Source organism: Limnospira platensis NIES-39 (assembly GCF_026000695.1).
GTDB lineage: Bacteria > Cyanobacteriota > Cyanobacteriia > Cyanobacteriales > Microcoleaceae > Limnospira > Limnospira platensis.
The window spans coordinates 2,690,499-2,704,538 of the sequence record NZ_AP026945.1 but is presented as its reverse complement, the minus strand read 5'-3'; the positions used below and the strand labels follow the sequence as shown (position 1 = coordinate 2,704,538).

8 protein-coding genes are annotated in these 14,040 nt (G+C 40.4%); 6 read left to right on the top strand and 2 right to left on the bottom strand.

Features of this window, described 5'->3' with window-relative positions; translation table 11 throughout:
• The first annotated feature begins 478 nt into the window (after positions 1–478).
• The 3 genes from N39L_RS13110 to N39L_RS13100 all read left to right on the top strand — a co-directional run bounded on the left by N39L_RS13110 (position 479) and on the right by N39L_RS13100 (position 5,943).
• Positions 479–682 (top strand): recombinase zinc ribbon domain-containing protein, encoded by a 204-nt coding sequence (locus tag N39L_RS13110; RefSeq protein ID WP_006618519.1) that lies wholly within the window; start codon positions 479–481, stop codon positions 680–682.
• A 263-nt stretch (positions 683–945) separates the two neighbouring features.
• A complete protein-coding gene (locus N39L_RS13105; RefSeq protein ID WP_006618520.1) occupies positions 946–1,776 on the top strand; it encodes a hypothetical protein in 831 nt (276 codons plus the stop codon).
• 156 nt (positions 1,777–1,932) lie between these two features.
• A complete protein-coding gene (locus tag N39L_RS13100) occupies positions 1,933–5,943 on the top strand; it encodes an ATP-binding protein (RefSeq protein ID WP_006618521.1) in 4,011 nt (1,336 codons plus the stop codon).
• A gap of 35 nt (positions 5,944–5,978) precedes the next feature.
• Here the strand turns inward: N39L_RS13100 and N39L_RS13095 are convergent, their stop codons facing one another.
• Together N39L_RS13095 and N39L_RS13090 are read right to left on the bottom strand one after the other, a co-directional pair.
• Positions 5,979–8,390: a serine/threonine-protein kinase gene (locus tag N39L_RS13095; protein ID WP_006618522.1), complete on the bottom strand. Its 2,412-nt coding sequence runs from the start codon at positions 8,388–8,390 to the stop codon at positions 5,979–5,981.
• Positions 8,391–8,764: 374 nt separating this feature from the next.
• Positions 8,765–11,242, bottom strand: coding sequence for a serine/threonine-protein kinase (locus tag N39L_RS13090; RefSeq protein ID WP_006618523.1), 2,478 nt, complete (start codon positions 11,240–11,242; stop codon positions 8,765–8,767).
• Between the two features lie 171 nt (positions 11,243–11,413).
• Here N39L_RS13090 and N39L_RS13085 point away from each other — a divergent pair, with 171 nt between their 5' ends.
• The 3 genes from N39L_RS13085 to N39L_RS13075 all read left to right on the top strand — a co-directional run bounded on the left by N39L_RS13085 (position 11,414) and on the right by N39L_RS13075 (position 13,979).
• Positions 11,414–11,848, top strand: coding sequence for a hypothetical protein (locus tag N39L_RS13085; RefSeq protein ID WP_006618524.1), 435 nt, complete (start codon positions 11,414–11,416; stop codon positions 11,846–11,848).
• Between the two features lie 179 nt (positions 11,849–12,027).
• Entirely contained in the window at positions 12,028–13,608 is a 1,581-nt protein-coding gene (locus N39L_RS13080) for a glycosyltransferase family protein (protein WP_353912492.1), read from the top strand.
• Positions 13,609–13,628: 20 nt separating this feature from the next.
• Positions 13,629–13,979: a DMT family transporter gene (locus N39L_RS13075; protein ID WP_006618526.1), complete on the top strand. Its 351-nt coding sequence runs from the start codon at positions 13,629–13,631 to the stop codon at positions 13,977–13,979.
• Positions 13,980–14,040 lie beyond the last annotated feature (61 nt).

Sequence of the window (14,040 nt, the reverse complement as noted above, 5' to 3'; positions counted from 1 at the left end):
TTAATTTTACCATAAACTGATGGCAAATTTTACTACATCTTTCTACGGATGGCGATCGCTATGTGGTTGGGGGAATCTTGACTAGGTAGACAGTTAAGCACTGATTTTCTGCTGCAACCACCCCAGCCATAGACCCTAAGAGTCCATAGGGGATCAGGGATTTTAAGCTGTTGATGGGGTAGATTTAGTTTTTCCTTAACTCATCTGCCGGGAATTTGTGTATAATACTATTACAGTCAGCCGTCACGAATGTGGGCGAAATTTTAGGGAATAGGGAAATTTATATATTGGTGTAATTGAATACAAATCTTGTTGGCATATTTTGAGATCAATTAGCAACTGTGAGCAGTGATATGGCGCATCCGAAAATGTGGATAATACTTCACAACTTATTCACAAAGGCTGCTTAGACTAAGTAAAGTGAGCTAAAGAAATCCGTGTTAAGCCTCAACCTTTGATAAACTTGGAGTTTAAAATTATGAGTACCTGTCCTTGCTGCGGTTCATCTATGTTAAGGCATATCAACCATAATGGAATTTATTGGTACTGCCAACACTGTCACGAAGCAATGCCTAACCTGTCTTTTCTAGTCAGCCTTCAACGGTCTGCAAGTCGGATATCTAGCCCCCTTGTGGCTCTTAGTTTTGAGGAAACTAGCCTAGAAATGTCTGTCCTGGCTTAGTTTTTCAAACTCAAAGGCAGTAGTATCGCTAATTTATATATACGATACCTTTTGGCTAAATCCGGGTCCTATCCACAAAAGGCTGCAATATACCCTGGCCGGGTCATTACCATCTCACTCCATCACCAAAACCATCAACTCCAACTAATCACGAGGGTATTGGGGATCTACAATTTTCGGTGGTGCGGAAAATTGATAAGTGGCGATCGCTAAGGTAAATTGAGCGATAGCTACTATGCAGCAGCCTTGATGGAAACTCCAATATGTCTACGGAACGATCGCAGCCTTCTCAACCCAAGGGACCTCAACGCTATTCACCACCGCCAAGGTCTCAACGTCACCCTTGGCGGGATTTGGCGATCGCATTATTGCGGAAAATCATTAAAATTTCAGAAGCCACCATTGACCAATTGGAAGCCGCTCCTCAAGGTCCCCGTCGCCGCCGTGGTTCCGTTTGGTGGTGGGGTGCAATTTTATTAGTAATATTTGGTATAGGACTACTGCTGTTCTCTAAGTCTGGACCGGAAACAGCTACCAATTATCAGAGAGTTGAGGATATCCCACCAGTGACCACAACGGAGACACCACCGGCTCCGGTCACTGCGGAAACTATTTCCGAACCCGAAACCGAACCCGAAACCCCAGAAGTTCCTGAAGCCGAACCCCTTAACCCGGAAACCGAAATAGATCCGGGTCGTTTACCTCCAGAACTAATTACCCCCAAGGCGGCGGAACCTGTGGGTTTGATGGCATCTACTTTGACTGTGGAACCTTCTTTAACTAACTCAATTCGCGATCGCCTTGCTAAACTAAGTAAGGCCTATGGCGAGGATTTGATTGGGTCAGTTAAAGCGAATTTTGCCGGGAGTTTATTAGAAGTTGAAGTGAGCGATCGATGGTTTCAGCTAGAATCTAAGTATCAAAGTCGTTTGGCTAATAAATTATTTAACCAAGTGCGATCGCTCGATTTTACTCGTCTGGAAATCCGAGATAGTGATGGTCAGCTTGTAGCTCGTAATGCCGTCATTGGATCTGATATGATTATATTCAATCCCTGGAAAGCTGGTGTTTTGGAACTTTCCGACCCTCAATAACCGGGGAAAAAATCATGCCAATGTATCTTGTAGCTATAGTTTAGGGTTCATCTCATTATGATCGAGGGTGGCGACCTCAAAACGAACTTGGATGATTAGTAATCAATCAGATTTGATCTAACATCCTGTGATTTCATCCCTTTGTAATCTGAACCTATGTTAATCAAATTCTTGCAGCAGAGAACCTCTAACCTATTTGAGCAAGTCCCTCTCAAACAGATAATTATTGTCCCTTTTGTGCTTCAGCTATTCGCCACAGTGGGAGTCACAGGATATCTATCTTGGCGCAACGGTCAGCAGGCGGTTATGGATATAGCTAACCAACTGAGTGAGCAAGCAACTAATCGCGTCAAAAGTAATCTAGCCAAATTATTACAACGTCCCCATCTTTTATCTGAAATTCTGATTAAAGATACTATTCAAGGAGATATTAGCTTTGCTGATATCGAGGGTTCCGAAAAGGTCTTATGGAGAATTATACAACTTTTTGAGAATGTCTATGCTGTCTATATTGGCAATGAACAAGGGCAATTTATTTATGTGAGTCGGGAATCTGATGGTTCTTTTCGAGCCAAAAGTGTCGAAGAATCACCGAATCGCTTATATTATCTGATCACACCAGAAGGCGCGCGAGGTGATTTTTATAATCAAACTATCTATGACCCGCGAATCCGACCTTGGTACACTAAAACTCTCGCCTTAAATGCACCAAATTGGAGTCCAATTTATGCCTTTCCCAATGGTAAATTAGGGATTACTGCATCCCATCCACTTTCTGACAGTCAAGGTCAATTTATCGGCGTGATTGGGGTGGATTTTGTGCTAACTTTAATTAATGATTTTTTGGGAGGTTTGGAAGTTAGCCCCAATGGGGAAGTTTTTATTTTGGAATCCTCCGGTTTATTAGTGGCTTCCTCCACCAATTTTCCCCCCTATACAATCGATGATCAAAATGTAGATAAACGCCTGCATGTCTCCCAGGTTAATCACCCATTAATTAGCGGCACAGCAGCATATTTTAGCCAAAATTTTGAACATTTAAGCCAGATTAAAACCAGCCATCAAAGTAGCTTTTATATCAACGGAGAAAAGCAGTTTCTTGATGTCGTGCGTTATCAGGATAAATGGGGGTTAAATTGGCTGATTGTCGTAGTGATGCCAGAGTCGGATTTTTTGGGCATAATTAATCATAATGCTAGAATCACTTTTATGCTATCTCTTGTGGCTTTAGCTATTACTATTTTTATCGGTATGTTCATGGCTCGTCGCGTCACTAGACCCCTAGTTAACTTAAATAAAGCTGCCCGGAAATTTGCCCAAGGTGATTGGGAACATAGCGTCAATATTTCCCGTTGTCAAGAAGTCGGAGAACTGGCTCAATCTTTTAATCAAATGGCGGCGCAGATTCGGCAATCTTTTAGTGAATTAGAAGAACAGAATAACATCAGCAAAGCCTTAAATCGCCAGCTTTATGACCGAGAATATTGGCTTAAACAATTCCTGGAAGCCTTGCCAGTTGGGGTTTTAGTATATGATAAAAATGGCAATATATATTATGCCAATCAAAAGTTAAAAGATTTATTCAGGCATGAACATATACCAGAGGTATCCTTAGAAGATTTTGCCGGCATAAATAATTTATATTTAAATGGCACAGACCAGGTTTATCCTACCAAAGCATTACCATTAATTAGAGCATTAAAAGGCAAAATTGTTCCCATTGAAAATATAGAAATTCGTCACCCAGATCAAACTATTTGCTGTTCCCTAATGGCTACACCAATTTTTGATAGTGATGAAGCTATTGTTTATGGAATTGCAGTTTTTGAAGATATTACTCAGCGCCGACAAGCCGAGATGGAACGTCAAAACTTTACCAAGCAATTAAAAGAGAAAAACGATGCTCTCAAGCGTATGGATGAACTCAAAGATGAGTTTCTCGCTAATACATCCCATGAACTGCGTACTCCCCTTAATGGTATGATTGGCTTGTCTGAATCAATGCTTGATGGTGTGGGGGGACCTTTAACAGAACTTCAGCGCCAAAACTTGTCTATGATTGCTAAAAGTGGACATCGTTTATCTACTCTAGTTAATGATATTCTTGACTTCTCTAAATTGCGCCATCAAACCTTAGAGCTAAAACTGCAACCTTTAGGTCTTCGCGAAATTGTGGAAGTGATTGTAGTGCTAAGTAAACCTCTAATTGGCAATAAAGATATTGAGTTAATTAATGAAATACCTGCTGATTTTCCGGCGGTTAATGCTGATGAAAATCGCCTGCAACAGATTCTGTATAATTTAATTGGTAATGCCATTAAGTTTACGGATTCGGGAACTGTGAAAATTACCGCCTCGGTGTTAGATACAGAGGTAAATCACTCCACTGCTGTGATTAATATTTATGATACTGGCATTGGTATTCCCCCAGACAAACATCATCGTATTTTTGAATCCTTTGAACAGGGTGATGGCTCAACGGCGCGACAATATGGCGGCACGGGTTTGGGTTTAGCTATTACTAAACAGTTGGTGGAATTACACCAGGGTAAAATATGGTTAGATTCAGTGGTGGACTCCGGTTCTACTTTTTCCTTTACCCTTCCTATAAGTGAGGAAATACCAGAAACTATTGTTAAGCCGGACTCACTACTGGTTAATGAGGCGGCGCTGGTGAATGCTGATGTATTGTGGGATGCTGCCATACCAGAAACTGAAAATCATCAATCTATGGCGGGGTCTAAGTTGTCTCCAGATAGCAATCAGTTTAAAATTCTGATTGTTGATGATGACCCCATTAATTTACAGGTTTTGGCGAATTATCTTTATTTGGAAAATTATGCTGTTACTCAGGCTACTAATGGTATGGAAGCACTGGAAATTTTAGAGTCTGGTTTTATTCCAGATCTGATTTTATTGGATGTGATGATGCCTCGGATGACTGGTTATGAAGTGACGGAAAAAATTAGGGAAGATTGGCCGCCGCATCAACTGCCAATTATGATGTTAACAGCGAAAAATCGGATTTCTGATTTAGTGGTGGGACTGGAATTAGGCGCGAATGATTATTTATCTAAACCTCTGAATAAAGAGGAGTTACTGGCACGGATTAAAACCCATATCCGCATTAAAAAACTCCGCACCGAAAAGGCTCATATCCGCAAGACTTTTGGGCGCTATGTAACTGATGCAGTAGTGGCGAATTTGTTAGAAAGTCATGAGCGTTTGGAGTTGGGGGGAGAACGACGGACTCTGACGATTTTAACTTCTGATTTGCGGGGATTTACGGCAACTTCTGAACGTTTAAATCCTGAACAAGTGGTCAAGATTCTGAATTTTTATCTGTCAACTATGGCGGATATTATTACTAATTATAATGGGACAATTGATGAGTTTATGGGTGATGGAATTTTGGTGCTATTTGGTGCGCCTAATGTGCGTGAGGATGACCCGCAGCGGGCGATCGCCTGTGCGGTGGCTATGCAGTTGGCTATGGAGTCGGTTAACCAAACTATGAAGGCTTGGGGTTATGCTAATTTAGAGATGGGAATTGGGGTACATACGGGAGAGGTGGTAGTTGGTAATATTGGTTCGGAAAAACGAACTAAATATGGGGTGGTGGGTAAGAATGTTAATTTAACTTATCGGATTGAATCTTATACCACGGGAGGACAAATTCTGATTTCTGAATCTACCCTAGAAGCGGTAGGGAGAATGGCGAAAATTACCGGAGAAAAACAGGTGCAACCCAAGGGGGTACAAAAACCAATTACTATTTATGAATTGGGAGGGGTGGGTGTACCTTATAATCTGTATTTAAAAAGGGAAAAAGAGTTATTTGTGGTTCTCCCAAAACCTATCCCTTTACAATATACGGTTTTGGAAGGAAAGCACGTCGGGGAAAATGTCTTTTCTGGTACTGTTGTGGAATTGTCGGCGCGGGAAGCTAAGGTTAAAGCTGAGTCAGAAGATGAGGCTTATTTGCCTTTACCTCTGACTAACATTAAGCTGAATTTCAGTAGTGATATTTGCGGTTCTGGTGCGGAAGATGTCTATGCTAAGGTGTTAGAATATCCAGCAGCACCAGGTCATTTTTATATTCATTTCACGGCAAAATCGCCGGAACTAGAAGCTAAGTTAACTGCCATATATCAAGGATTAAGTTGATAGCCCATCATCAATGGGTAGTCTTTTCATGATTGCTATCTCCTCCATATAGCAACGGTTCCGTTTTCACTGCCTCCTATTAAGGTTTCATCATCAACAAAAAAGACAGAGTTAATCACGGCGGGAATATCTGTTAAGGTATTCAGTAGGTCTCCAGTTGATAAGTTCCAAATTTTGACGGTGCGATCGCGACTACTACTGGCAATTTGAGTAGCATCGGGACTGACGGCTACGGAGAGAACTTCCCCTTGATGGCCTGTTAGGGTTATGGTTTCTTCCCCGGTTTGTAAGTCCCAAACTTTAATGGTATTATCACTACTACCACTGATGATATTTTCACCATCAGGAGTAATGGCGACTGTTCGCACTTCTCCGTTATGTCCTTGTAAACGGTGGCGTAACTCACGCATTTCTAAATCAATCACATGAATAGTGCGATCGCCTGAACCTGTCACTAGCCAGCGACCATTAGGACTAAATGCCACCCCATAAACTGTTTCTGAGTGTTCAGTATGGTTATACAAAACTTGTCCAGTGCGGCGATCCCAAACTCGCACAGTATTATCAGCACTACCAGAGGCAATATTTCTATTATTAGGGCTAATTTGTACTGTCAAAATTGGGGCTGAGTGTTCCAATGGTAAATACAATTCTCTGGTTTGTAAATTCCATTCCAGAATCCGCCAAAATTCTGTCCCGGATGCTAATTCAATGCCATCATTACTAAAATTTACGGACAGAATAGCCGAGCCATCTCCGGCGAGAGTGGAGATATTTTCCCCGGTTTGTGTATTCCAAAGTTTGATAGTATTATCCCGACTACCACTAGCAATTATTTGTCCATCATTAGTAGCTGCTACGGACATTACCGGGGCCGTATGACCGGCTAAAGTTGTTAGGTCTGCCTGTTTCCAATAAACCACATTTTGGCATTGTTCCAGCAATGTCTGTGCTTGGGGATGATAGCTAGAAGATTGGGGAATTTGTTGGGCTTGGGTAATACAACTTTGGTAGTTTCCAGCTTGTACTAAATCGGCGACTGTCTGAAACTGTTGGCTATAAAGTTGTTGTTGATTGGCTCTGGCTACTTGTAACTGTTGCCATCTTTGATATTGATACAACAGGAAAAGCAACAGGGCGATCGCCAAAGAAATACCCCCAATCACCAACAAAAAAGACGGGCGCGGACGAAAAGCGACGGATGATTTAGGCTGTTTATTAGCCACTTCAGTACGGGGATTATATCCAAAGATATCTAAGATTTTACTCCACCCAGATTTGGGTAAGATATGAGATTTAATCACCTCGACATCTTCATCATCAATACCTAACAATTCCTTGAATCTATCTAGTTCATTTTGCGTTTCAGCACTCAAAGGATATTGCTGTTTAACTGCTGCTATTAATGCCTGTTCGTAACGTTCTCCCTTCTCACGATACTTACGATAGGGATTAAGTATTTCATCTTCTAAGGCTTCTGCTTCTTCCTTGGATATTTCTAAAGTGACTCGCAGTTCCTCCAAAATTTGGCGACCAACTACGGAAATATCACCCTTATGACTGGCGCAGCGTTGTATTTCTTCTCGGTAAGTTTGGAGTTTACTAAAATCGGTGGGACTGCGATCGCCCATGGTTCGCAAAGCAGTTAAAACCTCTTCCGCCGATTGATACCTTTCCCGATAGTCCAACTGCACCATGCGATCTATAATGTCGGCAAATTCGGAACTAACAATAGTTAAATGCCTCCAGAACAACTGTCCTGGGTTAGTATGATAATTTTCTCGCAGTTGTGATAATTCATAACTAGGAAGTCCGGTTAAGGCTTGAATAGCGACTATACCCAGGGCATAAATATCGCTATTGAGGCGGGGGTTACACTCGAACTGCTCAATAGGCATATATTCTATGGTTCCAATGGGACCTGTGGGGGGGTTATGATTTTGACTCAAACCAATTTCTTTAACCGCCCCAAAATCCAATAGCATTAACTTTCCGTCCGAGTCTCGCCTGAGTAAATTACTAGGTTTAATATCTCGGTGAATTACTCCGAATCTATGGACAAAAGTCAGGATTTCTAGGACATCGTAAATTATCTGAATTACCAGATTTTCTGATAGGGGATGACCGGGCCAAAATTCATCAGAGATGAGATGACCAGGAGTGTAAGACTCCACTAGATAAAATTCTTCGTTTTCCTCAAAATAAGCTAAAAGTTGCGGAATTTGCTCATGTCTGGATAATTTTTCCATAATCTTGGCTTCCTGGCGAAACCGACGACGGGCAATATTCAGTAGCTGGATATCTTCTACCAAAAGTCGCAAATGTTTGATAAAGCAGAGGCATTCCCCAGGTCGACGGGTGTCTATTGCTAAAAACGTACTACCTAGATCCCCAGACTCAATCACCTCTAGGATTTGATACCGTCTGTCTAAAAGTTGGTCAATCATGATCCATGTAAATACTGATGTAAATTAAACCCATAGACAGTAACACTATAATTGTTACAAGTATTTGATGATAGTTGATCCGGGTCTAGTAGACTCAGATAGATATGTAGCAAACTCCCTGATAGTATGATTAGCTCAAAGATACTAATTTGATTACTACTATATCATATTGATGAGAAAATTTATATCTAAATTGTGGAACGTTTTTTATAGACTTATACCAAAAAGTCTGGCAGCCTAAAATTTCTTCAATGCTTGGGTTTCGGGCAACAACTTCAGATGGTGCTGGGTACTGGATACCCCTAGGGGTAATGGTCTGTGGTTGCCATCCCCTACAGCTAAAATCCTGATGGTGAACCCCCCATAACGCCAGATTATCGCTGCCAGACTACAACCATTCCATCCTGGGTGCCTCCGATTAAGGTGGCGGAATTAATACCAAAAACTAGAGAATTAACTACAGCTTGAGGGTTAGTTAAAGTATTAAGTAATTCCCCAGTTTCTAAGTCCCATATTTTGACGGTTCTATCGCGACTACTACTAGCAATTTGTGTGCCATCAGGACTGACAGCTACGGCAATAACTGCGCCTCTATGACCTGTTAGGGTTCTCGCTTCTTCTGCTGTTATTAGGTTCCAGATTTTGATATTGTTATCTGTACCACCACTGACAATTTGCAGACCATCAGGGGTAATCGCAAGCGATCGCACTTCTCCGGTATGTCCTGGAAATCTATGGCGTAACTGATCTATCTGCCAATCAATAATGTGAATATTGCCATCCCCTGAACCAGTAACCAACCAACGGCCATTGGGGGTAAATGCTACGGAATAAACAATGGTTGAATGCTGATTATTGTTATATAAAATTAACCCAGTTCTCCGATTCCAAACTCGCACATTACCATCAGCACTTCCGGTGGCGATCGCTCTATTATCAGGGCTAATTTGTAGAGCTTCAATGGGAGATGCTCCCACTAATGGAGGATACCATTCAATGGTTTCCAGATTCCATTCTATCACCTGAGATAGTTGAGTCCCGGCTGCTAATGATAAGCCATCATTACTAAAATCTACGGAGAGAATAGCTGATGAATTGCCTACAAAATTTTGCAGCACTTCCCCGGTTTCTATATGCCAAAGTCTGGTGGTGTTATCTCGGCTACCACTAGCAATTATCCTACCATCAGGACTGACGGCAACGGACTGGACGGCGGCTGTATGAATGGGGAATGTGTTAACTTTTGCTTGTTTCCAGCTAATCACATCTTGACATTGGCTGAGTAACTCCTGGGCGACAGCATACTGAGGTGAAGACTCTGGAAAGGTTTGGGCAGCGGTAATACAATCTTGATAGTTATTGGCGGCTAATAATGACTGAATATAGTTAATTTTTTCGGTATCAAGTTGTTCTTTAATATCGGCTTGTGCTCGGGATTGTATCCAGTTATTATATTGATATAATCCCCAACCTAAACCGATAATAGCTATGATAATTCCACTAATGACCAATCCCCAACGCCAGGACAGAAGACGATCGTGATCGGGATTTAATTGGCTTAAAATCTGATTTAACCAAGATTCCGGTAAAATTTGAGCCTCTATCAAAGCTACATGATCATCAGAAAGACCTAATAACTGCTGAAGTCGCCTTAATTCTTCTCTGGTTTCTCTGGTTAACGGGTATTGTAAAATATTGGCTTCAATGATAGCCATATCCTGATCAGAAATTCCCAACATTTTTTGCAGTCGGTCTAATTCTGCTCTGGTTTTCTTGGCTAATGGATATTGCTGTATAATGGCTTCGGTCAGGGCTTGTTGATAGCGATCGCCTTTCTGGTGATCTCGACGGTAAGGATTAAGAATCTCGTCTTCCATGGCTTTGGCTTGGGGTTCGGAGATTTGTAAACTCACTCGTAGCTCTTCTAAAATTTGGCGACCTACTACTGATATTTCCCCTTCATAATTGCAGATGCGCTTAACTTCTTCTCGGTATCTTTCGAGTTTATTCGCATCAGTTTGAGAAGGATTACTGAGATTATTAATATCTGCCAAAACTGCCTCGCTTGACTGATATCTTTCTCGGTAGTCTGGTTTAACCATGCGATCGATAATCTCGGCAAACTCAGGACTAACAATGGCTAAATCTCGCCAGAATAATTCCCCAGCATTGGTCGGATAATTTTCTCGAATTTTTCGTAATTCATAAGCTGCCATTCCAGTTAATGCTTGAATAGCAATCATTCCCAGGGCATAAATATCGCTATTCAAGCGAGGATTACACTCGAATTGCTCGATGGGCATATATTCTAAAGTGCCAATTCTCGCCGTAGGAGGATTATTATTTTGGTTAAAACCAATTTCTTTAACCGCCCCAAAATCTAATAACATAATTTTTTGATCTGCATCCCGCCTCAGCAGATTACTAGGTTTAATATCCCGGTGAATTACTCCTTGATCATGAACAAAATTAAGAATTTCTAGAACTTCTGAGACGATGGCAATTACCGAATTTTCTGATAAAGGTTGACCGGGTAAAATTTCCTGGGCTAGGGACTGTCCATTTATATAGGATTCGACCAGATAAAATTCCTGGTTTTGTTCAAAATAAGCCAGCAGTTGGGGGATTTGGTCGTGGTGGGATAACTTTTCTAGAACCTCGGCTTCCTGTTGAAAGCGACGGTAAGTATTCTTAAATAATTGGGGATCTTCTACCAAAAATCGTAGATGCTTGACAAAGCATATAGGTTCCCCAGGGCGACGGGTATCTTTGGCTAGATAGGTACTCCCAAATTCCCCCGACCTGATTATCTCTAGGATCTGATACCGTCCATCTAAAAGTTGGTCAATCATCTGATGTCCTACCAGTGCTAAATTGCATATCATACCGCAAATTTGATCATTTGAGGTTGATGCAGTATAAAATAGATTGACAGATAGTGGTCAAGAAATGGATCTGATGATTAGGGGTTCTGTCCCTAATGGCGATCGCTTGTTGGGTAAGTTTTGCAGAAAAAAATAACCATGAATATTCACCGATTTTGGCTAATTATGCTAGGAATTTTGGTAGGGGTATCCCCTGGGTCTTTAACCGTGATGCCAACACCTATGGCGCGCGCTCAAACTACCCGCCGAGAATTACAACTTAGTCAAACTGGTAGTGGAATTTATTCGGTTAATAGTCGCTTTCAAGAATCTATTACCGCCGCCTCTATTAATGTTGATAGCAGTGGTAATGCTGAACTAACCTTTTGGGATAGTAGGGAAAATCCAGTCAAGTTAACGGGTAATATAGCCCGCGAAACGGCTTCTGGTTTGGAGATGAAAATTACTGGGGCGACAATTCCCGGAGTTATGGGAACTGCCAATATTCGCTATAATTCCCACAATGAGATTAGTTCTATTTTTGTGGCTGGAACTATCGAAGGACAGCGATTTTCTATTAATTTTAGTCAGTAGAATTGGCTGGAACTATTAATATCTTAATAGCTGGCTATCGGGGTAATTTACCGTCAAATTTTATGGGTATACTGACCATTAATTTGATTTTAAAATAAAGTTCTAATTGGTTTTAAACAAAGATGATAAAATCCCAAAAGCAGACGGATTCCTGGTTAAAATGGCACGCAATCACTTTAATTTCTGGCTGGATTTTAACAGCGATCGCCTATGGAAACATCATCAACTCTTTTTTCTTATCCGATGATTTTAACTGGATTTATCAAATTAAAACCAAAGGTGCATTTGGTGTCTGGACAACCCCACCAGATGTATTTTTTCGTCCCCTAATTTCCCTAACTCTATTTGCTGATTATCAACTCTGGGAACTGAACCCCCTTGGTTATCACCTCACCAACTTATTTTTCCATGGCTTAAATGCTTTTCTGGTTTATGCAATGTCTCGGCTGTTGTTTAGGGGTGCAGATATAGCCGGAAAATTAATTAATATTTTCTCCCTAGTCTCCGGCTTTATTTTCATTATTCTTCATAGTCATGTTGAAGCTGTTACCTGGATATCAGCCAGATCCGATCTCGTCGCTACTTGCTTTGGCTTGGCGGCATTTTGTGGTTATCTTAAATATAAAGAAACCGACAATAACCGATTATTTTTTATATCATATATCCTATTTTTTCTGGGTTTACTATCCAAAGAATCAGTCATTATTTACCCAGGATTAGTATTTTTATATGAATTATATAATTACCTGAATAAAAACTATTACATTAATTTATTAGAAATACTATATTTACCGCTAATGTATGCCTCAGTTTTGCCAATTTATTTGGGGCTAAGATACTTGGGAATTAGACAATTTTTAGGAGGCTACGGAAGCGGGGTTCACACCAACTTTAATCTTGACATTATCCAGCGAGGTTTGGCTTCTAGCCTCAGAATTATCATTCCCCCACTTCCTAATATTCCAGAAGAAAACTGGGTGATATTTTTTGCCATATTTATGACCATTATTTGTACTTTTGTGGTCGTCTGTTTGTGCCAACAAGGGGTTTATATATTAATTGCAAAATTAGCACTTCTTTTGTTAGGATTATTTGGAACTTCTTTATTGCCTGTGATTAATATTCGCATTTCCTTGTCCCATACAGAAGGAGAAAGACTCCTATATTTACCATCAGCATTTTTGGTGATTTTATTGGTATTAGTTATTGGTGTTTCTCTGGCTAGATTTCGTGTACTTTTAGCAATTCAATTTCTGATGATATCAATCATTTTATCTTATTATTTGTATAGTTTTAATCAAAACTGGAATTTAGCGGGACAGATAGCTAAACAGATAATTGAAAGCATTGATCAGGAAATCCAAGGACGCAGAATGTTTTTAATTAATATACCAGACAACTTAAATGGAGTCTATATTTATCGCAATGGCTTATATGCTGCTGGCCAACTTTTTGCAGAGTCAGAAATTGAATTACTCAACAATGCCACATTTAATAATTTGATTAATCCCTCTAATTCTTTAAATGTAGACCGCATTGGCGATCGAGAATACTGGGTTAAACTATTATCACCAGGTACTTATTTTATGAATGTGCATATTCCCTTTGACCAAAGATTAGAAACCCAAAACTTTATAATTTCTGATGTGGATTTTCAGACTATGCAATCTTTTCGCATTCAAATCAAAGACAGGATTCAACCTGGGGAAGTAGGTTATTACTCTGGCGGCAGAGTCATTAACACTAAATGGCTAGAATAAATTAAGTTAAATGGTATCCTATGAATTTTTATTTAAGTGGTTGGGGATTTTTGATTTTGGCAGCAATTAATAACTGTGTCGGTAGTTTGCTGTTAAAAAAATCGCGACTGGTAGCTACCGATCCAAGTTTGTTAACTCTGTTGCTTTCTCCTTGGTTTATTGGTGGCATTATGGTCTATGGGGTTAATGTGATTTTATTTGCTAAAGCCTTAGATCAACTTCCGGTTTCTACTGCTTATCCAATTTTTGCCGGAATTAGCTTTACTTTAATTGCGATCGCCGGAAATTTACTATTTGGTGAAAGATTTGATTTTAATCAGTGGATCGGACTTTCCCTAATTTTTACTGGTATCATTATTATGTCCCGCTGAAAATCGTTGATTTTTACCTTGGGGTTAAGCCTAAGCAAAACCCCACTGTTTTTTTAAGTTA